24 protein-coding genes and 1 pseudogene are annotated in these 24,902 nt (G+C 72.5%); 11 read left to right on the top strand and 14 right to left on the bottom strand.

What is annotated here, in order from left to right; genetic code table 11:
* Window positions 1-233: 233 nt before the first annotated feature.
* Window positions 234-1,115: an aldo/keto reductase gene (locus NOSIN_RS07915; RefSeq protein ID WP_077690105.1), complete on the top strand. Its 882-nt coding sequence runs from the start codon at window positions 234-236 to the stop codon at window positions 1,113-1,115.
* A 191-nt stretch (window positions 1,116-1,306) separates the two neighbouring features.
* On the opposite strand, the gene NOSIN_RS07910 is transcribed toward NOSIN_RS07915, so the two are convergent.
* From NOSIN_RS07910 to NOSIN_RS07900, 3 genes are all read right to left on the bottom strand, one after another.
* Window positions 1,307-1,828: a GNAT family N-acetyltransferase gene (locus tag NOSIN_RS07910; RefSeq protein ID WP_077690104.1), complete on the bottom strand. Its 522-nt coding sequence runs from the start codon at window positions 1,826-1,828 to the stop codon at window positions 1,307-1,309.
* 188 nt (window positions 1,829-2,016) lie between these two features.
* Entirely contained in the window at window positions 2,017-3,162 is a 1,146-nt protein-coding gene (locus NOSIN_RS07905; protein WP_077693482.1) for an RNA polymerase sigma factor, read from the bottom strand.
* A gap of 8 nt (window positions 3,163-3,170) precedes the next feature.
* A complete protein-coding gene (locus tag NOSIN_RS07900; protein ID WP_077690103.1) occupies window positions 3,171-3,578 on the bottom strand; it encodes a YciI family protein in 408 nt (135 codons plus the stop codon).
* Between the two features lie 283 nt (window positions 3,579-3,861).
* Here NOSIN_RS07900 and NOSIN_RS07895 point away from each other — a divergent pair, with 283 nt between their 5' ends.
* From NOSIN_RS07895 to NOSIN_RS28165, 4 genes and pseudogenes are all read left to right on the top strand, one after another.
* Window positions 3,862-4,545 (top strand): HAD family hydrolase, encoded by a 684-nt coding sequence (locus tag NOSIN_RS07895; protein ID WP_077690102.1) that lies wholly within the window; start codon window positions 3,862-3,864, stop codon window positions 4,543-4,545.
* A gap of 222 nt (window positions 4,546-4,767) precedes the next feature.
* A complete protein-coding gene (locus NOSIN_RS07890; protein ID WP_077690101.1) occupies window positions 4,768-6,594 on the top strand; it encodes a glycoside hydrolase family 13 protein in 1,827 nt (608 codons plus the stop codon).
* Window positions 6,595-6,653: 59 nt separating this feature from the next.
* Window positions 6,654-7,442 (top strand): SDR family NAD(P)-dependent oxidoreductase, encoded by a 789-nt coding sequence (locus NOSIN_RS07885; protein WP_077690100.1) that lies wholly within the window; start codon window positions 6,654-6,656, stop codon window positions 7,440-7,442.
* Window positions 7,439-7,924 (top strand): annotated as a pseudogene (locus NOSIN_RS28165) (DUF6924 domain-containing protein); the annotation flags it as partial. The gene NOSIN_RS07885 and the pseudogene NOSIN_RS28165, both read left to right, overlap by 4 nt.
* Window positions 7,925-7,957: 33 nt before the next feature.
* Here NOSIN_RS28165 and NOSIN_RS07880 read toward each other — a convergent pair.
* Complete coding sequence (locus tag NOSIN_RS07880) at window positions 7,958-8,767, bottom strand: thioesterase II family protein (protein WP_077690099.1); 810 nt, start codon at window positions 8,765-8,767, stop codon at window positions 7,958-7,960.
* A 199-nt stretch (window positions 8,768-8,966) separates the two neighbouring features.
* Here NOSIN_RS07880 and NOSIN_RS07875 point away from each other — a divergent pair, with 199 nt between their 5' ends.
* A complete protein-coding gene (locus tag NOSIN_RS07875; RefSeq protein ID WP_236743327.1) occupies window positions 8,967-10,172 on the top strand; it encodes an MFS transporter in 1,206 nt (401 codons plus the stop codon).
* Between the two features lie 55 nt (window positions 10,173-10,227).
* Here NOSIN_RS07875 and NOSIN_RS07870 read toward each other — a convergent pair whose 3' ends face one another.
* The gene (locus tag NOSIN_RS07870; RefSeq protein ID WP_227014433.1) at window positions 10,228-10,524 is read right to left on the bottom strand and encodes a hypothetical protein; all 297 of its coding nucleotides are present in this window, start codon (window positions 10,522-10,524) and stop codon (window positions 10,228-10,230) included.
* Between the two features lie 33 nt (window positions 10,525-10,557).
* On the opposite strand from NOSIN_RS07870, the gene NOSIN_RS07865 reads away from it, so the two are divergent.
* Entirely contained in the window at window positions 10,558-11,193 is a 636-nt protein-coding gene (locus NOSIN_RS07865) for a hypothetical protein (RefSeq protein WP_077690097.1), read from the top strand.
* Window positions 11,194-11,219: 26 nt separating this feature from the next.
* Here the strand turns inward: NOSIN_RS07865 and NOSIN_RS07860 are convergent, their stop codons facing one another.
* The 6 genes from NOSIN_RS07860 to NOSIN_RS07835 form a co-directional block, all read right to left on the bottom strand.
* On the bottom strand, window positions 11,220-12,695 hold the full coding sequence (locus NOSIN_RS07860) for a BNR repeat-containing protein (RefSeq protein ID WP_077690096.1): 1,476 nt from the start codon (window positions 12,693-12,695) through the stop codon (window positions 11,220-11,222).
* A gap of 22 nt (window positions 12,696-12,717) precedes the next feature.
* Complete coding sequence (locus tag NOSIN_RS07855) at window positions 12,718-13,035, bottom strand: L-rhamnose mutarotase (protein ID WP_077690095.1); 318 nt, start codon at window positions 13,033-13,035, stop codon at window positions 12,718-12,720.
* Between the two features lie 162 nt (window positions 13,036-13,197).
* A complete protein-coding gene (gene rhaS, locus NOSIN_RS07850) occupies window positions 13,198-14,262 on the bottom strand; it encodes a rhamnose ABC transporter substrate-binding protein (protein ID WP_077690094.1) in 1,065 nt (354 codons plus the stop codon).
* Window positions 14,259-15,383, bottom strand: coding sequence for an ABC transporter permease (locus tag NOSIN_RS07845; protein WP_077690093.1), 1,125 nt, complete (start codon window positions 15,381-15,383; stop codon window positions 14,259-14,261). The genes rhaS and NOSIN_RS07845 overlap by 4 nt, the downstream gene beginning before the upstream one ends.
* Window positions 15,367-16,416 carry an ABC transporter permease gene (locus NOSIN_RS07840; RefSeq protein ID WP_375539646.1) on the bottom strand — a complete coding sequence of 350 codons (1,050 nt, stop codon included), beginning with the start codon at window positions 16,414-16,416 and terminating at the stop codon, window positions 15,367-15,369. The genes NOSIN_RS07845 and NOSIN_RS07840 overlap by 17 nt, the downstream gene beginning before the upstream one ends.
* Window positions 16,416-17,933 (bottom strand): sugar ABC transporter ATP-binding protein, encoded by a 1,518-nt coding sequence (locus NOSIN_RS07835; RefSeq protein ID WP_077690092.1) that lies wholly within the window; start codon window positions 17,931-17,933, stop codon window positions 16,416-16,418. Before NOSIN_RS07835 ends, NOSIN_RS07840 begins: the two co-directional genes overlap by 1 nt.
* Before the next feature lie 345 nt (window positions 17,934-18,278).
* On the opposite strand from NOSIN_RS07835, the gene NOSIN_RS07830 reads away from it, so the two are divergent.
* The 3 genes from NOSIN_RS07830 to NOSIN_RS07820 all read left to right on the top strand — a co-directional run bounded on the left by NOSIN_RS07830 (window position 18,279) and on the right by NOSIN_RS07820 (window position 21,607).
* Window positions 18,279-19,328: a LacI family DNA-binding transcriptional regulator gene (locus tag NOSIN_RS07830; RefSeq protein ID WP_077690091.1), complete on the top strand. Its 1,050-nt coding sequence runs from the start codon at window positions 18,279-18,281 to the stop codon at window positions 19,326-19,328.
* Window positions 19,329-19,392: 64 nt separating this feature from the next.
* Window positions 19,393-20,835, top strand: a complete 1,443-nt coding sequence (locus NOSIN_RS07825) for an L-fucose/L-arabinose isomerase family protein (protein WP_077690090.1) — start codon at window positions 19,393-19,395, stop codon at window positions 20,833-20,835.
* A gap of 430 nt (window positions 20,836-21,265) precedes the next feature.
* The gene (locus NOSIN_RS07820) at window positions 21,266-21,607 is read left to right on the top strand and encodes a hypothetical protein (protein WP_077690089.1); all 342 of its coding nucleotides are present in this window, start codon (window positions 21,266-21,268) and stop codon (window positions 21,605-21,607) included.
* A gap of 162 nt (window positions 21,608-21,769) precedes the next feature.
* Here the strand turns inward: NOSIN_RS07820 and NOSIN_RS07815 are convergent, their stop codons facing one another.
* Together NOSIN_RS07815 and NOSIN_RS07810 are read right to left on the bottom strand one after the other, a co-directional pair.
* Window positions 21,770-22,411: a hypothetical protein gene (locus NOSIN_RS07815; protein ID WP_077690088.1), complete on the bottom strand. Its 642-nt coding sequence runs from the start codon at window positions 22,409-22,411 to the stop codon at window positions 21,770-21,772.
* Between the two features lie 143 nt (window positions 22,412-22,554).
* On the bottom strand, window positions 22,555-22,842 hold the full coding sequence (locus tag NOSIN_RS07810) for a DUF6355 family natural product biosynthesis protein (RefSeq protein ID WP_077690087.1): 288 nt from the start codon (window positions 22,840-22,842) through the stop codon (window positions 22,555-22,557).
* Window positions 22,843-23,242: 400 nt separating this feature from the next.
* On the opposite strand from NOSIN_RS07810, the gene NOSIN_RS07805 reads away from it, so the two are divergent.
* The gene (locus NOSIN_RS07805) at window positions 23,243-23,704 is read left to right on the top strand and encodes a GNAT family N-acetyltransferase (protein ID WP_077693479.1); all 462 of its coding nucleotides are present in this window, start codon (window positions 23,243-23,245) and stop codon (window positions 23,702-23,704) included.
* Between the two features lie 243 nt (window positions 23,705-23,947).
* Here NOSIN_RS07805 and NOSIN_RS07800 read toward each other — a convergent pair whose 3' ends face one another.
* A complete protein-coding gene (locus NOSIN_RS07800) occupies window positions 23,948-24,685 on the bottom strand; it encodes a MerR family transcriptional regulator (RefSeq protein WP_077690086.1) in 738 nt (245 codons plus the stop codon).
* Window positions 24,686-24,902: the final 217 nt, after the last annotated feature.

The following is a 24,902-nucleotide window of genomic DNA, read 5'->3' as shown; positions in this document are numbered from 1 at the left end:
GCGGCGCCACTCGCCCGGCGGGCGCGGCCGCTGCCGAGGGCGCCCTCGGCAGCGTTTCCGCGGAGCCGGAAGCGCCGTGGGCCCCGTGGCGTCTTGCGAGCGCACGCGCCTCCTGAGATCCTGCCCGCGACACCGCCGCGTGTGCGGATCCGCGTACGCGGGGACCACGCGGCGGAGCTCCTCCACCCACACGTTCTGAGCATGCGGCCCCAGCGCCGCCCGGAAGGGCCATCGTGACCGACCTGCACGCCACACCGCGCATCGCCGAACTGTCGGGGACCTTCTCCATCGGCGCGGACCTGCCGGTCCACCGCCTGGGCTTCGGGGCGATGCGCATCGTCGGCGAGGGGGTGTGGGGCCCGCCCCGCGACCGGGACGAGGCGCTGGCGGTACTGCGGCGCGCGATCGAGCTGGGCGTGAACTTCATCGACACCGCCGACTCCTACGGGCCGCAGATCAGCGAGCAGCTGATCCGGGAGGCGCTCTACCCCTACACCGACGACCTGGTCATCGGCACCAAGGCGGGCTTCGCGCGCACCGGCCCGGCCCAGTGGCACAAGCTGGGCCGACCCGAGTACCTCAAGCAGCAGGTGGAGCTGAGCCTGCGCAACCTGGGGCTGGAGCGGATCGACCTGCTCCAGCTGCACCGCATCGACCCGGCGGTACCGCTGGCCGACCAGCTCGGCGCCCTGGTGGAGCTGCGCGAGGAGGGCAAGATCCGGCACATCGGGCTGAGCGAGGTGACGGTGGACGAGTTGTCCGCCGCCCGCGCGATCACCCCGGTGGCGTCGGTGCAGAACCAGTACGCGCCCTCCTTCCGCCAGTCCGAGGACGTGCTGGAGCAGTGCGAGAGGGACGGGATCGCGTTCTTGCCGTGGGCTCCGGTCGGACGCGGTGAGATGGCGGGCCCGGACTCGCCGCTGGCCGCGATGGCCGCCGAGCACGGGATCACCCCGGTGCAGCTGTCCCTGGCGTGGCTGCTGCACCGCTCGCCGGTGATGCTGCCGATCCCGGGCACGTCACGGGTGGCGCACCTGGAGGAGAACACGGCCGCCGCGGCGGTGCGCCTGTCGGAGGAGGAGACCGAGCGCATCAGCCAGTTCCTCGGCACCTGAGACCGGCGGGGGTTCCTCGGCGCCGCGGCCGGCACAGGCCGCGGCGCCCGCCGGGGCGGGGCGTCGACACCGCCGGCCAGGCGCGGCGCACGGTCGGCATCGGGACAGGAGGGGTTCGCGCGGCTCAGCCCGCCGCTGTTCACGGCCGGTCGGGCCACGTAGCCGTGGTCCCCGGCGCACGGACGGGCCGGTCAGGTCGGACGCATCCGGAAGACCTGTAGGCGCATGTCGTAGTACTTCTCGGTCTCGCCGACCCACTCCATGCCCAGCCTGCGTGCCACGGCGATCGCCCGCTTGTTGTTGGGGCGCGCGACCGCGAAGACCTCCTCGATCCCCTGCTTGAACGCCCAGTCGATGACGGCCTGGCTCGCCTCCGTGGCGTACCCCTGGCCCCACACGTCCGGGCGCAGCGCCCAGGTCAGCTCGAAGTCCTCCTCGAAGGGCGGGAGCAGCTTCAACGACAGGCCTCCCACCAGCTCTTCGTCCTCCTTGCGGACGATGGCCCAGCGGCCCGCGGGAGGGACGAGGTTGGGTCCGGCCTCGATCCAGGCGTGCAGCACCGCTCGCATCGCGTCGGTGTCGTTCACCGGACGCCATTCCGGTGTCAGCCAGTGCGCGACCTCGTCGGCCCCGTAGATCCTCTGGGCCGCCTCGGCGTCGTCCAGCTGCCACTCCCGGATGAGGAGTCGATCGGTCGGCAACTCAAGGCTCATCTCTCCACGGTAACCCGGGACAAATCGCCTGGACAGGGGGGAAGGTCAACAGTCTGACCGCCCTGCGAAACAGACGCCCCGGCCCCATCAGCAGCACGTTCCGGCGGACACGGGGGTGCCGGTCCCTCGGGGACGAGCCTGGTCGGGCCGCCTCCCGGGCCGGCGAACCGTCCTCCGGCCCGGACCCGTCAGTGGCGCAGACGGGTGTTGAGCCGGGCGGCCTGGCGCGTCAGGTGGTCGCGCTCGGCGAGGTCGGGCGCCCTGTGGGCCGCCTCGGCGTACAGCCGTGCCGCCGTCGCCAGGTCGCCGTCGCGCTCGTGGAGGTACGCCGCCACCGCGGCGTGGCGGGGCAGTGAGTCGTCCAGCACCATGAGCTCCGCCAGGCCGGCGCGCGGCCCGTCGGCCTCGCCGACGGCCACCGCGCGGTTGAGCCGGACGACCGGGCTGCCGGTCAGGCGTACGAGTTCGTCGTACCACTCGACGATCTGCACCCAGTCGGTCTCCTCAGCGGTGGGCGCGTCAGCGTGGAGCGCCGCGACGGCGGCCTGGGCCTGGTACTCGCCCAGCCGGTCACGGGCGAGGGCCGCCTGCAGGATCCCCACACCCTCGGCGATCGACCCGGTGTCCCACCGGCCGCGGTCCTGCTCGGCGAGCGGCACCAGGCTGCCGTCGGGTGCGGTCCGGGCGGCGCGCCGGGCGTGGTGGAGCAGCATGAGGGCGAGCAGCCCCGCCGCCTCGGGGTGGTCGATCGCGGCCGCGAGCCGCCGGGTGAGCCGGATGGCCTCGGCGGCGAGGTCGACGTCGCCGGAGTAGCCCTCGTTGAAGACCAGGTAGAGGACGCGCAGCACGGTGGCGACGTCACCGGGCTGGTCGAACCGCACTCCGGAGACGGTGCGCTTGGCCCGGCTGACGCGCTGCGCCATGGTCGCCTCGGGCACCAGGTAGGCCCGGGCGATCTGGCGGGTGGTCAGCCCGCCGACGGCGCGCAGGGTGAGCGCGACCGCGGACGGGGGCGTCAGCGACGGATGGGCGCACAGGAAGTAGAGCTGGAGCGTGTCGTCCACCGCGGGCGCGGGCCCGGGCGCCGGCTCCTCGTCGACGAGGCCCTCACGCCGGCGTCGGGCGGAGTCCGCCCGGGCCGCGTCGAGGAAGCGGCGCCAGGCCACGGTGACCAGCCAGCCCTTCGGGTCCCGCGGAGGGTCGGCCGGCCAGGCGCGGACCGCCTCGACCAGCGCGTCCTGCACGGCGTCCTCGGCCGCCGCGAAGTCGGCTCCGCGGCGGACGAGGATCCCGAGCACGCTCGGTGTGAGGCTCCGGAGCAGGGTTTCGTCCACCTCGGAGGTCACTCCGTGATGGTGGCCGGCGCGGTCAGGAACGGGCGCACCTCGAGCCACTCGTGGATCGGCTTCCCGCCCGCTCCGGGGGCGGCCGACAGCTCCCCGGCCAGCTCGACGGCGCGCTCGTAGCCGTCGACGTCGATCACCATCCAGCCGGCGATGAGGTCCTTGGTCTCGGCGAACGGACCGTCGGTGACCGGCGGGCGGCCCTCGCCGTCGTACCGGACGAACGTCCCCTCGGGGGCGAGCGCCTGGCCGTCGACGAACTCGCCGGTCCCCTCGAGCCGGGCCGCGAAGTCGTTCATGTACCGCATGTGGGCCGAGACCTCCTCCGGCGTCCACTGGTCCATGGGCACGTCGTTGACCGGGGCCGGGGCGCCGCGGTAGTGCTTGAGCAGCAGGTACTTGGCCATCGTGTCTCTCCTCGGTGCTGGTACGACCCATTGTGGTCGCGTTCACCGCTGGGACGGAACCGGTTGCGGATCCTCGACATCACCGTCCGGGTTTTTTCCGGTTCTTCTGGAACCGCCGACCACGGGACCGCCGTGAGGGGTCCTGAGCCGCTTCGCACGCGCCCGCCCCGAGGCCGCCGGACCGGGGGACGTTCACCGTTGCCGGTGCGACGGCCCGCCGCCGGTACCGCCATGGCAGAGTGGTCGCGTTCCACTTCCACGGATCGGTGGCGCACGGGTGAGCATGTTCAAGGCGGTACTGGTGGACTGGCGCGGCACCCTGGCCGTGACTCTGACCGAGGAGCAGTGGATCGCCACCGCTCTGAACCGGCTCGACCGACCGGCGTCCCCCTCGGACGTCACGGTGGTCCGTACCCGCCTCGAGGAGGTGGACGCCGGCGAACGCCTGCTCACACCGGGGATGGACGCGGACCCGGACCTGCACCGGCGCGTCTTCGCGAAGGTCCTCTCGGACGCGGGTCTCGACCCGGATCTGTCCGAGGTGCTGTACCAGGTGGAGTCCGAACCCGCCCACGACCTCTTCGCCGACGACGCCCTCCCGTTTTTGGCCCGGGCCCGTGAGGCCGGCGTCCGGGTCGCGATCGTCAGCGACGTCCACGTCGACATCCGGCCCGGGTTCGACTCCGCCGGCCTCGGCGGCCATGTCGACGCCTACGCCCTGTCCTACGAGCACGGTGTGGAAAAGCCCGACCCTCGCCTGTTCGAGGCCGCTCTCGACATGGTCGGCGTGCGCCCGGAGGAGGCCCTGATGGTCGGCGACCGGCACACCCACGACGGTGGGGCCGCGGCCCTCGGCGTCACCACCCTCATCCTGCCTCCGCTGCGCGCCCGGGCCGACCGCCGCCTCCACTTCGCGGAGGCCCTTCTCCACGCAGCCGAGGGGCCGCTTCCCGCAGGGGATCGCTGAGCCCGGACCACGCGGAGCCGGAAGGGGTACCGGCGCTCTCCACCGGACCTCCCGCACGCTTTCGGAGCAGGTCCCGCACGGCGCGGACCCCGGGCCGGGCCGGCGGAAAAGGATTCGCGGCGCCCGGCTCCCGTTGCGATACTGGCCGCCCCGGGCCGGGCCCCGCCACTCCACGGCGGGGCCCGGCCACGCGTTCGGACCGTCAGCCCGAGGAGCCGCCCAGTGAAGTTCGTCCACGATCCCCACCACGACGGATCGCCCGACCACGTCGGCGTCGAGGACGGACGGGCGAGGCTGCGCGTGCGCGTTCCCGGGGGCGCCGACGCGGTGTACGCCCGCGTGGTGGAGGACGGCGAGGCCGTCATGCTCCCGGCCGATCCGGTACGGACCGCGGGCGACGTGGTCTGGTTCGAGGCGGCCGTGCCGCAGCGGCCGGTGGTGACCGACTACCGGTTCGCGATCGTGCGCGGCAACCGGTACACGTGGCTCGACCAGGAGGGCGCCCACGGGCACGAGGTGACCGACGCCGGGGACTTCCGCCTGATCACCGGCCCCCAGCCGCCCGCGTGGGTCGCGGGCACAAGCGTCTACCAGGTCTTCCCGGACCGCTTCGCCCGTGACGACGACTCCGTCGGGCCTCCGGCCGAACACCCCGACTGGGCTCTGCCCCGCTCCTGGGACGACGAGCCCGCCGGCTTCGGCGAGACCGCGGCCCGCGAGTACTTCGGCGGCACGCTGGACGGAGTGCGCCGCCGCCTGGACCACCTGGCCGGACTGGGCGTGGAGGTGGTCTACCTGACCCCGGTCTTCCCCGCGCGCTCCACTCACCGCTACGACGCCTCCACGTTCTCGGAGGTGGACCCGCTGCTGGGCGGCGACCGGGCGCTGCGCGCACTGGCGCGGGCCGCGCACGAGCGCGGCATGCGGGTGATGGGCGACCTGACCACCAACCACACCGGGGACGCGCACGAGTGGTTCGTGACCGCGCGCGAGGACCCCGGCTCCGCCGAGGCCGGGTTCTACCTCTTCACCGACCACCCGGACGGCTACGTGAGCTGGATGGGCGTGCCCAGCCTGCCCAAGCTGGACTACTCCTCGGCCGAGCTGCGGCGCAGGGTCTACGGCGCCGACGACTCGGTGCTCGTGGACTGGCTGACCGGGCCCGACCCCCTGGACGGCTGGCGCGTCGACGTGGCGAACATGACCGGGCGCCACGGCGCGCAGGACCTGAACCGGGAGGTCTCGGGGGAGATCGCCGCACGGATGCGCGAGGTGGACGCCCAGCGCGGCGGCGACGGGTCGTGGCTGCTGGCCGAGCACTTCCACGACGCGGGGCCCGACACCCACCACGACGGGTGGCACGGGGTGATGAACTACGCGGGGTTCACCCGGCCGGTGTGGACCTGGCTGAACACCGCGCCCGAGGGGGTGCGGTACATGCGCACCGACTCGCCGCTGCCCCGGACCGGGGCCGAGGAGGCGGTGCGGGCGATGCGCGCGACCAACGCCGGACTGCCCTGGCGGGTGCTGACGCACAGCGTGAACGCGCTGAGCACACACGACTCGGCCAGGTTCCGCAGCGTGGTGGGCGACGCCGGGCGGCAGCGGGTCGGGGTGGCGGCCCAGGTGACGCTGCCCGGCGTGCCGTTCCTGTTCGCCGGTGACGAGATCGGCTTGGAGGGCCTGGACGGGGAGAACGCCCGCAGACCGATGCCCTGGCACCGGCCCGAGACGTGGGACCGGGAGACGCTGGACGCCCACACGCGGCTGCTGTCCCTGCGCCGTGAGCTGCCCGCGCTCCAGACCGGGGGCCTGCGCTGGCTGGACGCGGGGCCGCACCACATGACGTTCCTACGGACGCTCGGCGGCCAGGTGGTGCTGGTGCACCTGGCCGACGGCCCGCACGAGACGCTGTCCGCGGCCTGCGCCGACCTGGACGTCTCCGTCGTGGAGGTGCTCCTGCGAGGAGGCCGCGCGAGCGCGCGGACGGACGGGAAGGTGGAGCTGGACGCGGACGGGCCCGGCTACGTCATCGTGGTGGGGCGCTGATCGGAACCCGGACCGTCCACGGTTCCGTCGCCCCAACGACCAGAGACAAGGGACACCTCTTGACCGACTCCACCAGCCGACACAGGACCTATCTGGAGGAGCTGTTCGGGATCACCGGCCGTCGCGCGCTTGTGACGGGAGGAAGCTCGGGCATCGGCCGCGGTGTCGCGGAGGCCCTCGGACGCGCCGGAGCGAGCGTCCACCTGGTGGCCCGCGACACCGGACGCCTGGCCGAGACCGCCGAGGCGTTCGCCGCGCAGGGCATCGTGGTCGGTACCACCTCGGCCGACGTTGCCGACCGTGACGCGCTCGACGAGCTCTGTGCGAGTGAACCGGTGCTCGACGCGGACATCCTGGTGACCGCCGCCGGGGTCAACCACCGGCCGCCGTTCGGCGAGACGTCGGAGGAGGTCTGGGCCGAGACCCTGGCGGTCAACCTCACCGCACCGTACCTGCTGGGCCAGGCGTGCGGGCCGCGGATGGCCGGGCGGGGCTGGGGCCGGATCCTCAACATCGGTTCCCAGCAGTCGTGGAGCGCGTTCGGCGACTCCGGGGCGTACGGCGTCAGCAAGGCCGCCGTCGGCGGGCTCTCCCGTTCCCAGGCCGAGGCATGGTCACCCCACGGCGTCACCGCCAACACCATCGTGCCCGGCTTCGTGGTCACGCCGATGACGCTGCCCACGGCCGCGGTGCCCGGCCGCGAGGAGGAGCTCGCGGCCCGCACCATGGTCGGCCGCAACGGCCTTCCCCGTGACTTCGCCGGACTGGCGGTCTTCCTCGCCTCGGACGCCAGCGGCTTCGTCACCGGGCAGATGCTGGCCGTCGACGGCGGTTTCAGCGTGCACTGACCAGCACCGCGGCGAACCGCCGGGGACAGAGGACATCCCCTGGTGCCGCCGAGACGGTCATCGCACTCGCCTGGACGGATGTCGCCCATGGCCTCCCCGCCCCGACCCGACGACCTGACGTCGCTGGTCCTGCGTACCGACTTGGCGGCGACACGGCATGGGCCGCGCTGGAAGCGCAGATCGACGGCTTCGAGGCCGACGGCGCGGTCTACGTCAGCGATCCCGCGTACGCGGGCGTGGGCTTCCAGGCGCTGGTCGACGCGGACGCCGCCGGCGAGGGCGACAGGCTGACCTACCTGTTCCTCGCCGATACGACCACCATGGCCGACGGGGGACTCCCCCTGCTCGCCCTCGACCTGTACGTCGGACCCGGTCGTACGTTCCGGGTGCCGCCTCGCTGGTACGCCGACGTCTCCGCCAACCTGAGCATCGGGAACATGGGCTTCGAAGAGTCCGCCGACGCCGTGGACGGGTCCGGCACGTACCGCGGTTTCGGCCAGGAGTGCCCCGAATGCTCAGGCCTGGTCCGCACTGCCGGGACCGGGATGCCCCGGTCCCCGAGCCGGTTGCGCGTCCCGGGACAGCGCGGCGTGGACGTCCTTGGTGATGCGGGTGGCCACGTCGCCGGTCCGGCCGACGAAGTAGAAGTGCCCGCCGGGCAGCAGGTGGCGCTCGACCGGCCCCTCGGCGTGGTCCTCCCACGCGGCGAGGCGCTCCGGCGGGAAACCGGGGTCGTCCTGCCCGCCGAAGACCGACAGCGGCGCCCGCAGCGGCGGAGCGGCGGGATCCGGGCGCCAGGTGTCGACCAGTCCCAGGTCGGCGCGAAACAGCGGCTCCACGGTGCGCCACTGGTCGGGGTCGGCCAGGGAGCTGGCCGGGATGCCGCCCATGCGGGCGACGCCCTCGCGCAGGCGCTCCGAGGACAGCAGGTGGCGGGGCTCGTCCCGCTCGGGCCCGGGCGCCGGGCTCCACGCCGACACCCCGAGCCAGGAGGGCCGGGACGGACCCTCGGCGGCCAGCAGGTTGGTCAGCTCGTAGGCCAGGAGGGCGCCCATGCTGTGGCCGAAGAACCCGAAGGGGCGGTCCAGTTCGGGGGCGAGGTCCTCGCGCAGGTGGCGGGTCAGTGCGCGGGCCTCACGGAAGGGTTCGGACCGCTTCGCACGCCCTCGCCCGGGCGCCTCCACCAGGCACACCTCCCAGTCGGACGGGAAGTGGCGCATCCACGGACGGTAGCCCCGGGACGACCCGCCCGCGTGGTGCAGCAGGAAGAGCCGGAAACGGGCGTGGGGGACGGGTCGGGGCCGGAGGAGGACGCCCTCGTGCACTGCTTCTCTTCCTCACTGTCCGTATCCGGCGGGGGCCGTGGGGCCACCAGGTCAGGGCAAACTTACCAGTCGGTACTACTGGCGGGTAACAAGGGTCCTCGCCTCCACCACCGCGCCGGAAAACCCCTCGCCGCATCCGGCGGAGCACCGGCACACTGGGAGCGTTTCGCCCGCGGAGGAGGTCCCGATCGGTTCACGTGTGCCCCCTCCATCTCTACGTCACCGGGGGTTCCGCTTCTTCCTCGGGGGCGGGGGCGCCGGCGAACTCGGCTCGGAGATGCTCCCCGTCGCCATGGTGGGCCTGGTCCTGGCCGAACACGGCCCTCTCGTCCTCGGCCTGGTCCTGGGAGCGCGCGGTGCCGCGGGATCCCTGTGCGCCCTGCTCTCGGGCGCCCTGCTCAGCAGGGTCCGCAAGTCCACCGCGCTGGCCGCCGACGGCCTGGTCCAGTGCGCGTCCGTGCTCGGATTCGCCCTCGGCCCCGACACGGCCGCCTGGTTCCTCGGCCTGGCGCTGATCGGCGGCGCCGCCGGTTCGGTGAGCGAGCCCGCCGCCGTGTCGGTCACGCCGCTGCTGGTCCCCGGCCAACGCCTCCAGGAGGCCAACGCCCTGCGCAGCGTCGTGGGGCGCACCATGGGCGTCACCGGCCCCGCGGCGGCCGGGGTGCTGCTCGCCGTCCTGGACGCGCGGACGGCCTTCCTGGTCGTCGCCGGCGCCTTCGCCCTCGGTGCCGCCGCGCTGCTGTGCGTCCGTGAGGAGGCGCCCGGCCCCGACCGGGTCTCGCAGCCGATCGGCGCGAACCTCCGCGCCGGGCTCCGCGAGGTGGTGCGGCGTCCCTGGGTGCTGGCGATCATCGCGGTGGCCACCGTGCAGGCCCCGGCCACGCTCGCCCCCGGTTTCACCCTGCTGCCGATCGTGGCCGCCGACTCCTACGCCGGACCCGTCTACGGGCTGGCTCTGTCGTGCATGTCGGCGGGCCAGCTGCTGGGCGGACTGGTCGCCGCACGCTGGAGCCCCGCGCGCCCCGGCCTGGTGTCCCTGACGGGGGTCCTGGCCTACCCGCTGGTCCTGCTGGGGCTGGCCGCGACCGTGCCCGCCTGGCTGCTGCTGGCCGGTTACACCGTCACGGGCGCGGGCTTCATGCTCTTCGGCGTGTACTGGTACACCGCCCTACAGCGGGCCGTCCCACAGGACCTGCTCGGCGTGGTCGTCGGCGTCGACCAGGTGGGCAGCTTCGGGCTCGAACCGGTCGGCTACGCGGTGGCCGGCGCCCTGGCCGAGACGGTCGGCCCGCGCCCCGTACTGGTCGGCGCCGCCGCGGTCGGACTCCTCACCGCGCTCGTCCCGCTGGCCGTGCCGGGGGTGCCCCGCCTGGCGGACTCCCCCGCCGCAGCGGCCGTGCGCTGACCCCGGGTCGAGCCCGCTGCCCGGCCGGACGGGCCGGAGCACTCCGCGCCGGTCCTCAGACCGAGCGGTCGACGCGGCCGCGCAGCCATCCCAGGGCGGCCGCCGCGGAAGCGTGCACTCCCCCGGCCGCCCCGCGCAGGCGGCGGCGCCACGCGGGCACCACGGGACCGTCCTCCACCTCCGTCGGCAACGCCGTCCCCGAGGCCTCGGCCAGGGCGACGCGCTCGCGCAGACGCTCCCTGACCTGCTCGGGCGTGTAGGCATGACGCTGCCGCTGGTCCCGGACGATCACCGCACCGGTCGCCGCGACACCCACGAAAGCGGCCACTCCAAGGGCCTTCCACCAACGCATGTGCCTAGGCTATGTGCTGTGGCAGAAACGAGCATGTCCCTGAGCGAGGCACTGGAACTCACCCGGACCGGCGACGTCTGGGTCTTCCGGGGCACCAGCGCGGCGGACCGCGCCATCCAGATCACCACCAACAGCCCCGTCAACCACGTCGGCATGTCCGTCGTGGTCGACGACCTGCCGCCGCTGATGTGGCACGCCGAGCTCGGCCGCTCCCTGCCCGACGTGTGGACCGGGAAGCACCAGCGCGGCGTACAGCTGCACGACCTGCGCGACGCCGTCATGGTCTGGGGGCGCAGGTACGGCCAGCGCGGCTGGCTGCGCCAGCTCGACCCCGAGGCGGACGCGCCGATGGAGGACGCGGCCCTGCGCACCGTCGCCCGGCTCGACGGCACCCCCTTCCCCTCCACCGCCCAGTTGGCCGCCCGCTGGGCGCGCGGACGCCTGCCCCTGCGGCGCCTGCCCTTCGGCTCCCGCTCGCGCGAGCGGGCCCTGGAGACCGCCTACTGCGCGGAGGTCATCGCCCTGACCTACGAGGCGATGGGGCTGCTGCCCGCGGGGAAGCGCCCCGGGTACTACGACCCGGGGCGCTTCTGGAGCGGTGACGACCTGGAGCTGGAGGGCGGCGCGGCCCTGGGCGGGGAGATCCGCGTGGACCTGCCCGCCGGCTGAGCGACGCCGCCGCCCGCCCCCTCCGGTCAGCCGAGCTGGAAGTCGGCCACCCGGATCGGTGTGGAGGAACCCGATCCGGCCTCCTGGTAGAAGACGGACAGCACCCCCTCCGAGGCCACCCGGGACTCGTCCACCAGCACCTCACCGAAGGCGTCGATGTCCGAACCGTCGTGGACCATGGTCCACTCGCTCCACCCGGTGTCGGCCCCGGCGGCCATGATGCGGCCGAAGGGCATGACCACGTAGGCCGTGTCGTCGTCGGTGAGCACCAGCCGGGAGCGGCCGAAGGCGCTCAGCGGCTCGGGCAGTTCCACCTTGCGCCACGTCCCCGCGTCGTCCTGGTGCAGGTGGAAGGTGCGCCCCTGCCGCCTGCGGTCCTCGACGAAGTCGGTCGAGCAGTGCCCGAAGCGGCCCGGCCGGTAGCTGACGACCACGTGCGGGTTGCCCGCGGAGTCGATCGCCTGGGACTCCTGGTTCATGAGCGCGTAGTTGGGTGGCAGGGGGTCGACGACGTGGCCGCGGGTGTCCACGGACACGCGGTGCGGGGTCCCGGTCACCGCGGCCACGGCACCGTTGCCGGTGCGCCAGGTGTGTCCCCCGTCGTCGCTGTAGACGTATCCGGTGTCGTGGTTGGACAGCCCGCCGGGGTGGCAGAGGATGTCCCCGCCGGCCGCGGTCTCGCGCCAGGTGAAGGAGGCGTGCAGCCGCCCGTCGTCGCCGTATCCGATCCCGTGCAGGTACATGTTGCGGCTGTCGCTGACCGCCCCGTTGGCCTCGTAGGTCCCCTCCGGTGAGGACCAGGCGCCCAGGTGGGTCCACTCCCCGCCGGCGTACTCGGCGAGCTCCTGTGTCCCGTCACCCGAGCCGCCGGTGCGGTAGGCGAGCTGGAGTCCGCCGTCCGGTGTGGGGACGAACCTGGGATAGGTGATCGAGCCGATGTCCAGTCCGGCCAGGTCGCGCTGGACCGGCTCGAAGGAGTCGGCGCTCCAGGGCGCCCCGCCCGTGACCAGGCCCGGGGACGACCTCGTGTAGAAGACCGGGGTGTTGTGGGTGTCCATGCCCACGTGCAGGCGCCCGTCCTCGGCGGAGACGCCCAGCGAGATGGAGTTGTGCGAGTCGTCGACCGTGAGCCGGTGGGGCAGGCGGACGGTCCGCCACCCGCCGTCACCGCCGCCGTCGAGGGAGCGGCGCGCCAGGACGGCGTGGCGGTCCCCGGTGTACCAGGCGGCGTACTGGAAGCCGCCGTGGGTGAGGATGCCCGACTGCTGGTAGGAGCCGTTGTTGACCAGGCCGTCGTAGGAGACGAAGTACAGGGCGTTCTCGTCCAGGGTCCGGCTGCCCAGGGGTGTGGCCGAGGGCGCGTCGGCCGCGGTGGCCGTGTCGGCCGGGGTCGCGGCGGTGGCGGCGGACGGTCCGACGAGTGCGGCGGACAGTGCCAGCGCCAGCGCGCCGGGCACGGTGGCGGCCAGGGTGCGAAGCGGCGATCGGGGGGTGGAGTGCAAGGCGGTACCTCTCCGGTGGGGATCAGGCCAGATGGAAGATCTCGGTCAGCGGGACCATGCCCTCGTCCGGGCGGCCGGGCAGGTTCTCGAAGAAGGGCGCCATCTCGGCCTGCCAGCGGTCATTGACCTCGGTCCCGGCCATCTCCTCGCGGGCACGGTCGAAGTCCTCGGTCTCCAGGTAGCCGACGACCATGCCCTCCTCGGTGCAGAACAGCGAGTAGTTGTGCCAGCCGGCGGCGCTGAGGGCCTCGCGCATCTCCGGCCAGACCTCGGCGTGGCGCTCCCGGTACTCGGCGAGGCGTTCCCTCTTGACCTTGAGGATGAAGCAGACGCGCTGCACGGGCGTCCTCCCGTCACATCGGATGGTCGGATCCGGCCGGATCACCACGGACCGGATCCAGTACAGGCAGAGCGGTACGTGTTCGCACGGACAGGGGCGGGCGGGGTGTCCCCGGCCCGCCCCGAGTGCGTCAGGGCCGCGTGCGCCGGCCCCGGGCGGGGATCAGAAGTCGAAGTCGTCGATGTTGTCGGCGTCGAAGACCGTCGGCGGGCCGAGCACGACCTCCTGGTCCGCCTGGACGGTGAACTCGCCCAGGTCACCGGCGGTGAAGGTCTCGCCCTCGGCGCCCGTGATCTGCCCCGCCCTGAGCGCCGCACCGGTGTACCCGGCCAGGTAGCCCAGCTCCTCGGGGTTCCACAGGGCGAACTGGTTGACGGTCTCGTCCTTGACGAACTCGCGCATCTGGTTGGGGGTGCCCAGGCCGGTGACGGCGACCTCCCCCTTGTACTCGGAGTCGCTGACGTAGCGGGCCGCCGCCGCGATGCCGACCGTGGTCGGCGCCACCACCCCGTCCAGGTCGGGGTAGGACTGCATGAGGCCCTGCATCTCCTGGAAGGACTCCAGGTCGTCGTCGTTGCCGTAGACGGTCTCGACCAGCTCCAGGCCGGCGTGCTCCTCCTCCTTGAGCACCTCCTCCATCGCCGCGATCCAGGCGTTCTGGTTGGTGGCGTTGGGGGTGGCCGACAGCACCGCGAAGGTGCCCTCGCCGCCCAGGTCCTCGGAGATCATCTCGACCAGGGTCTGGCCGATGAGCTCGGTGGAGGACTGGTTGACGAAGATGTCGGTGCAGCTGGCGTTGGAGTCGTAGCCGACGATGGCGGCGCCGTTCTCCCTGGCCTGGTCGAGCGAGGGGCACACCGCGTCGGGGTCGTTGGCGGCGATGACGATGACGTCGCTGCCCGCCTGGCTGGCGGCGTTGATGTACTCCACCTGCGCGTCGGCGGTGGGCTCGGTGCCGCCCCGCTCGGTGAACTCGCCGGCCAGCTCCTCGACGGCGGTGGCGCCGCCCGCGTTGACGATGTCGGAGTAGGGGTTGTTGAGCTGCTTGGGCAGGAAGTCGATCTTGAGGCCCTCGGGGATCTCGGCGTCCGGGTCGGCGGTGCCGGTCGGACCCGAGTTCTCCTCCTCCTGGGCGTCGTCGATGGTGGTGCCGCCGCAGGCGGCGGTCATCAGCACGGCGAACGCGGACGCGGCCAGGAGCAGGTGGCGTGGACGGGGTTCGGTCATGGTGCTTCTCCCTTGGTGGGGGCGGACGCGGGGGATGGCGCGGACGCCGGTACTGGGCCGGGGGCCGGGGCGGGCGCGCGTCTGGCGCGTGTCCGGGCCACGAGGTTGGGGGTGACGACGGAGGCGATGAGGATCAGGCCGGTGACGATCTGCAGGACCTCGCTGCTGATGCCGAACAGCTGCAGGGCGTTGCGGATGGCGCCGAGCAGCACCACGCCGCTCATCACGCCGAGGATCGAGCCGACGCCGCCGAAGATGGACACGCCGCCGAGCAGGACGGCGGCCACCACCTGGAGTTCCAGGCCGAAGGCGGTGTCGGCGCGCGAGGTGCCGTACTGCAGGGTCCAGAAGACCCCGGCGCCGGAGGCGACCACGCCGCTGAGCGTGAACAGCCAGAACTTGGTCCAGCGCACCGACACCCCGGTGAAGCGGGCGGCCTCGTCGTTGTTGCCGATGTCGAACAGGGACCGGCCGAAGGCGGTGGCGTGCAGCAGCACCCCGAAGGCCGCGGACAGGAGCAGGATCGCCACGGCGATCCACGGCAGGCCCTCGACGCCCAGGAAGGGCGCGCGGACACCGCCGACCCAGTCCCGGGGGTAGCTGGCCACGGCCCGGTCGCCCAGCAGCACGTAGGCCAGGCCCCGGTACAGGGCCATGGTGCCGATGGTCACGGCCAGGGACGGCAGACCGCACACGGTGACCAGGAACCCGTTGAAGGCTCCCAGGGCCGCGCCGACGGCGAGGCAGATCCACAGCGCCGTCTCGATGGGCACCCCGGACTCCCAGAGCACGCCCAGGGTGGCGCTGCTCAGGGCCAGGGTGCTGGCCACCGACAGGTCGATCTCACTGGTGATGACGATGAGCGTCATCGGCAGGGCCATCAGGGCGATGGCGGCCACGCTCAGCACCAGGAAGTCGATGTTGCGTCCGGTGGCGAACATGTCCACGAACAGGCCGGCCCCCAGCAGGGTGACGACGAGCGCACCCACGACCGGGGTCTCGCGGGCCGACAGCAGCGACCGGATCCGGGCGGCGGGCCGCCGCCCGGACGGATCCGGGGCGCCCTCGGGGGCCCGGTCCGGAGCGGGAGCGGTGACGGTACGTTCAGGCGCCACGGGCACCTCCTCCTCGAAGCCTGCGCGCGGTACGCAGCGCGAGCAGCCGGTCCAGTCCGATGGCGGCCAGGATGAGCGCGCCCACCACGGCCTCCTGCCAGAACTGGTTGACCTGCCAGATGGGCAGGGCGGCGGTGATGGTGGTGAGCAGGACGGCGCCGAGCGCGGCGCCGTAGACGGTGCCCACACCGCCCGCGATGGCCACACCACCGACCACGGCCGCGGCGACGACCTGGAGCTCCATGCCGGTGCCCACGGTGGAGTCGACGGTGCCGTAGCGGGCGGCGAAGAGCACCCCGGCCAGTCCGGCCAGGGCTCCGTTGGCGGCGAAGGCCAGGGTGACCCTGCGCGCCGCGGGGATGCCCGACAGCCGTGCGGCGTCGGCGTTGGAGCCGATCGCGTACAGTTCCCGCCCCGAGCGGTAGCGGGCGAGGTAGAAGCCCACCGCGGCGACCACGGCGATGGCGATCGCGGCGGGCAGAGGGACCCCGAGGACGCCGAAGCTGCCCAGGAGCAGGAAGGCGTCGGGCATGTCGTGGGCGTTGACCTGTCCGCCGTCGGCCCACCAGTGGTTGAGGCCGCGGTAGGCGTACAGGGTGCCCAGGGTGACGACGAGGGCGGGGACCCGGGCGGTGGTGACCAGCAGGCCGTTGAGCAGTCCCGCGACCAGGCCGACGAGGACACCGGCGAGCATGACGACGGGGACGGGCAGGCCGGGGAAGGTCACGAAGAGCAGTCCGGTGCCGAAGGCCGACAGTCCCATCACCGACCCGACCGACAGGTCGACGTTCTTGGTGATGAGGACCAGGGCCTGGCCGACGGCGAGGACGGACAGGACGGTGGCGCCCAGGAACAGGTCGTGTACGCCCTGGCTGGACAGGAACCCGGGGTTGTACATCCAGGTGGCGACGACGAGGACCACCACGGCCAGGAGCACGCCGAGTTCGCGGAACTGGATCCCGCGGTGCGCGGGACGGGCCCCGTCCCGGGGCGGTGCTCCGGCGGTGGGGGTCTCGGGGGCGGCGCTGGGTGCGTTCATCAGGCGGCCTCGCTCGGTCGCTGTCCGGTGGCCGCGTACATGACCGACTCCTCGTCGGCCTCGTCGCGGTCGAGTTCGGCGGTGACCCGGCCCTCGTGCATGACCAGGACGCGGTCGGCCATCCCCAGGACCTCGGGGAGTTCGCTGGAGACCATGACGATGGCCAGCCCCTGGCCCGCCAGGGTGGAGAGCAGGCGGTGGACCTCGGCCTTGGTGCCCACGTCGATGCCGCGCGTGGGCTCGTCCACGAACAGCACGCGGGGCTCGGTGGAGAGCCACTTGGCCAGGACGACCTTCTGCTGGTTGCCGCCGGAGAGGGTGGAGACCGGCTCGGCGAGCCCGCCGGACTTGAGGCTGAGGCGTTCTCCCCACTCCCGGGCGGATTCGCGTTCGGCGCTCCGGCGCAGCAGTCCGAGCCTGCTGAGCGGTCCCCGGCGGGTGGCGGTGGCGTTGCGCTCGATGGAGGACTCCATGACCAGGCCCTGCTGGCGGCGGTCCTCGGGCACCAGGGCGACTCCGGCGTCCATGGCGGCCTTGGGCCTTCCCGGGGGCAGGGGCCTGCCCTGCACCCGCACGGTGCCTGCGTCGTAGCGGTCCACGCCGAACACGGCGCGGATGACCTCGCTGCGTCCGGCTCCGACCAGTCCGGCCAGGGCGACGATCTCCCCGGCGCGCACCTCGAAGGACACGTCGGCGAACACGCCGTGGCGGGTCAGGCCGTCGACCTCCAGGACGGTCTCGCCGCGCTCGGCGTCCTCCTTGGGGTAGAGGCTGCTGACGTCGCGGCCCACCATGCGCCGTACGACGGTGTCCACGTCCAGGTCGGCGGTGGGGTCGCAGGAGACGAACGCGCCGTCGCGGACCACGGTGATGCGGTCGCACAGCGAGAAGACCTCGTCGAAGCGGTGGGAGATGAACAGCAGCGCCGCACCGGAGTCGCGCAGTGTGCGGGCCACGGTGAACAGGCGCTCGGCCTCCACGCCGGACAGGGCGGCGGTGGGCTCGTCCATGACCAGTACCCGCGCCTTGCGGGTGAGGGCCTTGGCGATCTCCACGAGCTGCTGGTCGGCGATGGAGAGTCCGCGTGCGGGTCTGTCGGGGTCCATGTGGACTCCCAGGCGCGTGAAGACCTCCTCGGTGTCCCGGCGCATGCGCCCGCGGTCGATGGTGCGCAGGCGGGTGCGGGGCTGGCGGCCGACGAAGATGTTCTCGGCCACCGACAGGTCGGGGAACAGGGTGGGTTCCTGGTAGATGACCGCGACCCCGGCGCGCTGTGCGTCCACGGGTGCGGCGAACTCGGTGGGACGTCCGTCCACCAGCACCCGCCCGCCGTCGGGCCGGTGCACCCCGGCGATGGTCTTGACCAGGGTGGACTTGCCCGCCCCGTTCTCACCGACCATCGCGTGGATCTCTCCGGAGCGCAGTTCCAGGGACAGCCCCCGCAGGGCCCTGACGCTCCCGAAGGACTTGGTGACGTCGACCAGGGCGAGGGGTGGGGGGACCTCTTCTGGATCCACGTGCGCCCTCCTTCTCCGGTGCCGGTCCGGCATTGTTACCGAACGCGGAAAAACGTTTTAATATGAAACGGATGTTAAGTGTCACACACCCTACCGTCAAGGGGACCACCAAGAATTCGCAGGTATCGCCCTGGTAACGAGTCCCGGTGTCGCACCGGGTCGACCCTCGCACGAAGGGTCATCACACCTCTGTGGCCGAAGGTTATTGACACGTTTCAATCCGGGTGTGAGCATGAGGCCTCCGACCGCGGAACCGTGTACACGCCCTGGAGGCCACGGCCGGATCAGTACGATGCGACGCGTTGTCACCTGACGGCCCGTCCGCACACGCCCGGGAGAAGCCCCTTGTCCACCAGGTCCCGATCCGCCCACCCCGTCGTGGGCATCACCGAGGTCGCCCGGCACGCCGGGGTCTCCCCCGGCACCGTGTCCAACGTCCTCAACCGCCCCGAGCGCGTCGCCGAGGCCACCCGGCTCAGGGTCGAGGCGGCCATCGCCGAACTCGACTACGTGCGCAACTCCTCCGGCAGCAGCCTGAGGTCGGGGCGCAGCGCGTCGGTGGGGCTGCTCGTCCTGGACGTCACCAACCCCTTCTTCACCGAGGTGGCGCGCGGCGTGGAGGACGAGGCGGCCGCGTCGGGGCTGGCCGTGGTGCTGCTCAACTCCGCCGAGGCCCGCGAGCGCCAGCGGCGCAACGTGCGCCTGCTCGCCGAGCAGCGCGCGGCCGGGGCCGTGGTGATGCCCGTCGACGACGACCTCTCCGACCTCCTGTGGCTGAGCCGCCAGGGCACCTCCTGGGTGGCCCTGGACCGGGGCGACGTCGCCGAGGACGTGGGGTGCAGCGTCAGCGTGGACAACCACGCCGGAGGCATGGCCGCCGGACGGCACCTGATCGGGCTGGGGCACGAGAGCGTCACCTTCCTGACCGGCCCCTTCGCCATCGAACAGGTACGCCGCCGCCACGAGGGGCTGCGCGCCGCCTTCGAGGAGTCCGGGATGGACCCCGACACCGCGGTGCGGGTGATCGAGCAGCCCCTGCTCAACCCCGCGCAGGGCGAGCGGGCCGTGGACACGATCCTGGCCGGAGGGCCCAGGCAGCGCCCGCGGGCGGTGTTCTGCGCCAACGACCAGCTGGCGCTCGGCGTGATGAAGGGCCTCGGGCAGCGCGGCCTGCGCGTGCCCGACGACATGTCGGTGGTCGGCTACGACAACGTCGACCTCGCCGACCTGGTCCATCCCGGGCTGACCACCGTGGCCCAGCCCAAGTACGAGCTGGGCCGCGCGGCGATGCGGCTGCTGGACTCGGAGCTGAACGGGGCCGGCCACGTCCACGAGCGGGTGCTGTTCACACCCGAGCTGGTGGTGCGGGGTTCCACGGCCGCCTACCGGTCCTGACCCGGTACGGGCCCCGCCCCCGAACGCGGCGGACGGGGCCGACCACCCCCCGAAGGAGACAGGCATGACCACCGCAGCGCAGACCGCCGGCGGCACCGGAACCCGACGCCCCAGGCCCACGGTCGGCCTGGTCGCCGGAGGGCTGGGCGCCTACTGGCCGCAGTTCCCCGACCTGCTCCCCCAGCTGCGCGCCTCCGCCGAGGCGGTCTCGCGCAGGATGCGCGGCTTCGACGCCGAGGTGGTCGACACCGGGTTCGTCTCCGACGCCGAGGAGGGCGGGGCGGCGGCCGACCGGCTGCGCGCGGCCGACTGCGACCTCATCGTCTGCTTCCTGACCACCTACATGACCTCCTCCATGGTGGCTCCGATCGCCCAGCGCTGCCAGGCGCCGGTGCTGTTCGTCAACCTGCAGCCGACCGAGTCCATGGACCACGCCGCGTTCGACACGGGGCAGTGGCTGGCCTACTGCGGGGCCTGTCCGCTGCCGGAGATGGCCAACCTGTTCGAGCGGCTCGGGGTGGACTTCCGGTCGGTGTCGGGCTACCTGGAGGACGAGCGGGCCTGGGAGCGGATCGGCCGGTGGATCCGCGCGGCCGGGGTGCGCTCGACCATGCGCGACGCCCGGCACGGGCTCATGGGGCACCTGTACCCGGGGATGATGGACGTCTCCACCGATCCCACCCTCATCACCCGCAACTTCGGCGGGCATGTGGAGGTCCTGGAGTTCGACGACCTGCGCGAGCGCGTGCCCGGGCCCGAGGAGGCGCCCGTCGCGGCCAAGCTGGCCGAGGCGCGCGAGGTGTTCGAGCTGACCGATTCGGTGGTCGAGGACGAGCTGCGCTGGGGCGCCCGGGTGGCGGTGGGCCTGGACCGCCTGGTGGAGGACTTCTCCCTGGACAGCCTGTCGTACTACCACCGCGGGCTGGCCGGTGAGCTGCACGAGCGGCTCGGGGCCGGGATGATCCTGGGTGCGTCGCTGCTGACCGCGCGCGGGGTTCCGGCCGTGGGCGAGTACGAGCTGCGCACCTGCACGGCGATGCTGATGATGGACCGGCTCGGCGGGGGCGGGTCGTTCACGGAGCTGCAGGCGCTGGACTTCACCCGGGGCCACGTCGAGATGGGGCACGACGGCCCGGCGCACCTGGCCATCAGCGCGCGCAAGCCGCTGCTGAGGGGGCTGGGCGTCTACCACGGCAAGCGCGGATACGGCGTGTCGGTGGAGTTCGACGTGAGGAAGGGCCCGGTGACCCTGTTCGGGGTCGTCCAGCGCAGGGACGGGTCGTTCGCGCTGCTCACCGCCGAGGGGCGCACGGGTGAGGGGCCGCTGCTGCGGATCGGGAACACGACGTCGCGGGTGGACTTCGGGTGCGATCCGGGTGAGTGGGTGGACGCCTGGAGCGCCACCGGGATCTCGCACCACTGGGCGCTGGGCGTGGGGCACCACGCGGCGCAGATCAGGGCGGTGGCGGAGCTGATGGGGTTGGAGTTCGTCCAGCTCAAGCTCTGAGACCCGGCGGATGACGCGAAAGACCCCGGTCCACCCGTGTGGAGCGGGGGCCACGTCGTTCGAGCGGTCCCTTCGGGACGCCCCGGATCACGCATACAGGCGGGAGGCCCGCGGCCCCCGCGGTCGTCCGACCATGCCCGGACCAGTCGCCCTCGCGCAGCGGTCGCGTGGTCCAGAAGCTGAGCACCGTCCCGCTTCGGGGTCGATGCACCACTCTCCCACCGGAAGGCGGAAGCGGAGGAGGTCCCCGCGCGGGAGGCCGACTGTCGCCGCGCCGGCCCTGCGAGTTCGCGTGCTCCGACCAATTGCTCCGGAAACAGCACTCCGCTCGTGTTCCAGAACCAGCCGGACCGACACAGGCGGCGCCATGGCTTTACGGCGGCAATGCCGTCGCTAGCGAATCGAAAGCGCTTCACCCGAGTCTGGACACATGCAGAACCGAGCGAAGCAGGATCCGGACATGTTCGCTGCGGCCATCACCGCCTTCGAGGACCAGCGGGGTCTGTCCTTCGCCGTCGAGTGGCGGCGCTTCCCCTGGACCTACGGCCCGGACGTCGAGCGTGCGCTGGTCGGCCCCTCCTACCTGGGCAACGTCGCCATCGGCCTCAAGGACGGCTTCTCCTGGGGCTACCAGGACCGGCACGGCAAATGGAAGTACGTACAGCGCGACCGCCTCGACATTCTCGTCGAAGCAGTCATATGGGACAGGGCGGGATTCCAGCCGTCGCTTCCAAGCCGTTCCGCGCGCGGACAGGACCGAGGAGCAAAATAGGACCTGGCAGACAAAAACCGAGAAAACGGCACCAGGAACAGAATCCGTTCTCCGCCGACCCCGCTGAGGAGAGGCGACGCGGCGCCGCCCTCGGTATGCGCGTCCGGCTCCTGCCGGACGACAGGAGCCGCCGGTCCACGGCGCCCGCGGCTCCTCCGGCGGTCAGGACGAGTACGCCGCCGCCCTGCGCAGCAGCTCGCCGGGGTCGACCGTGGAGTTGACCCCGGCCGCGACCTCCTCGGTCAGGGGCCGGCCCTCGAAGACGGCGCGCACGGAGTCGAGCCCGAGGGAGCACCCGTAGTAGTCCTGGAAGTGCTCGTGGTGGTACGCAGCGGGATCCCCGTCGCACAGGCCGCCCAGCAGCCACCCGGAACCGTCGTCCCGTTCCCCTTCGACCCCGGTGCGCCAGGAGGCGTCCCCGGGCAGACGCCACAACAGTGCGCTCACCGACAACTCGTCACCGCCGTTGAAGTCGGGATCGGCCAGGAAGGGCGTGAACTCCGCGGGCAGGGCGTCGACCGTCCCCGGCCAGAACTCCTCGTCGTTGGCGTAGGGGCTCATCTGCGACTCGTGGTCGAAGCAGCGGATGACACCGGCCGTGTCCGAGAGCGCGACGGCGTACTCGTCGCCCCCTCCGTTGTCCATCGTCGCCAGGTCCCATCCCGGCCGCCAGCCGGAGGTGAAGCCGTACTTGCGGTAGTGGCCGTCCGGGTTGACGAGGAACTCCAGCAGCGCCGTCCTGCGGGACAGGTCGCGTACGGTGGCCGGGTCGGGCAGGTGGCGGGCGGTCTCGGGTGCGTTCATGCACGTATCGAAGCACGCGCCTGCGACAGGGTCCGACCGCGGTCACACCGGCGGCCGCGCGGAAGGTGGTCCGCGCGGCCGCCCCGTTCCCCGTCAGGGGTCGGCCACGGGCAACGGCTCTCCTCGCCCGCCGGGGCCGCGGGTCACCGCGGCGGAATGGTCACGGGAGAACAGCCGACCCCGCCGATGTAGTGGGACCCCCTGATGAACCAGGTGTCCCCGAGGACGGTGTCGCCCGGGGCCACGCACTGGTAGCTCTTGCCCCCGAACACGTTGGTGGTCTCGATGCGGACGGTGGTGTTCCCACAGTGACGGTAGACGGCCTTCCCGTTGTCGTTGTCGTTGTAACCGCACGACAGGGCCGAGGCGGGTGAGGCCATGGTCGCGGTGAGCAGCCCCGCCGCGACCGCTCCCCCCGCCAGAACCGACACGTAACGTCGCCACTTACCAGACACAGGCACCCCCGAAGAACAGCGGTTATTACCGAGAGCGACATTACATTCACCCGAGCGCGCGACGTGTTCGCCGGCCACGTTCGGCCACACGTCCTCCGCGGGGTTTGGGCCCGCACGGGAGCGCCCTCCGCCTCCGTGTATCCGGCCGCCGGCCCCACCGCGTCCTCGTGTCGGCGCGCGAAGGCGGGTGTCCGAGGGCGGCGGTCGACGGCCCACACGAGCAGGGTGGGGCCCGCGTCGGGGCCGAGCAGGGTGATCCCCTCCCGGCCGGTAGATGTGGCTGTCGATGGTGGAGGTGACCGATGCGACGGTCGCGGCGGGATGTGAGCCGAAAACGGGCTGCGCCCCGACCACGGACCTGGGATCGTCGTGCACCGTGGACAGTGACGAGGTCGTACTCCGACGTGCCGGTGAGTCCGACGCGGCCGGCATGGCCGACGTGTGGCTGCGCTCCTTCGCCGCCGCGCTGCCGACCGTGCGCCGCGCGCACGGCGACGACGCGGTACGGAACTGGTTCTCCTCCGTGGTCGTGGCGCAGGCCGAGAGCTGGGTGGCGGTCGCCGGGGACCGTGTGGTCGGGATCCTCGTACTGGAGGGCACCGAACTGGAACAGCTCTACCTCGATCCGTCATGGCGCGGCCGGGGCCTGGGGAACCGGTTCATGGCCCTGGCCAAGCAGCGGTGCCCGAAGGGACTGGACCTGTGGACGTTCCAGATCAACGAACCGGCACGGCGGTTCTACGAACGGCATGGCTTCGTCGCCGTGGAGCGCACCGACGGGCTTCGCAACGAGGAACGCGAACCCGACATCCGCTGTGCCTGGCGCCCAGGGAGGTAGGACGAGGGCGAGGCCCTTCGGACAGCCGCCGGCGGGCCGGGGTCCGGCACCGGTCCTGATGGTGCCCTGTCCGCAGGCGGGCCTGTCCACGCGGCCGTGGCGGACGACGGCCTGGCCCGGTCTCCTGTCGCCGCAGGGGCGCGTCACCCGTCGCCCAGGGCCAACAGGCCGCGCCGGAAACCCGCCGCGACGGCGGCGGCCGCGGCCCTTGGCGGAGTATCCGTCCCTTCGCTCGCCCAGCGTTCAGGGTGCGTCGGTACCCGCGTCCGGACTCTCCTCCAGGAGGGAGGACAAACGCTTCAGTACGCGTAGTTGCGCGGGGTTGTACAACTGCACGATCGCCTCGGCTATCGTCTGCTCGGCACGCTTCGTGCCACGTGGCGCGGCCGCCGCCATGTCCGCCAGGTGCGGACTCTTCTCGCGGGCTCTGAGGACGACCGGCCGCATGCGCGCGGCGAGGCGTTCGACCGCGCCGTCGTCCGCGTCCGGAGGAAGGGCCTCGAACTCCTCCTCCGTTTCGTCACCTTCGCTGATCTGTGCGCGGAACTCCTCCAGGGACTCCTCGCTGAGGACGCTGGAGTAGACCATCAGCAAGGACCGCTGTCTGTCGGAGAGGTCGCGGGAGACCGGAGCGAAGGCGGGCGGAACATAGGCCGGCGCGCGGTGACGCAGGATGACGGCGAGTTCCGCCCGCACGCGGTTGAGCCGGTCGACCGTCGCTTCCAGCTCCGCGTCCAGCACGCGGATCGCCTCGTCCGGGTCCTCGTCCGCCCGCCCCATCGCCGCCACTTCCGACAGTGGGACTCCCAGATCACTCAGTCGCTTGATCTGTAGCAGGCGGACCAGGTGTGGGACCTCGTACTGCTTGTATCCGTTCGCTGTTCGCTCCGGCACGTCCAGCAACCCGATCTGGTGGTAGTACCGGACGGCCTTCACCGTCGTCCCTGCGAGCTCGGCGACCTGCTGAGTACTCCACGCCACGCGATGCCTCCTGTTGCGCCATAACCGCGCGTGGCCCCGCCCACGCATACGCCAAGCCCACACCCTGCCCCAAGGGCACAGTCAAGTGCACCTCCCGTGTGGTCGGGCGGTTGACTCTGCCCCGAGGGCAGCCCTTGCAATGGGGGCGAGCGCTGGTCGTCGACAGGTTCCGGCTCGGCGCCGGCCACTGACCGTTGCGAAATGACACGGAGCCCGA

The organism is Nocardiopsis sinuspersici (assembly GCF_001998325.1).
GTDB classification, from domain to species: domain Bacteria; phylum Actinomycetota; class Actinomycetes; order Streptosporangiales; family Streptosporangiaceae; genus Nocardiopsis; species Nocardiopsis sinuspersici.
Note: the sequence above shows the minus strand (reverse complement) of the source record. Positions and strands in the feature narration are given on the sequence as shown.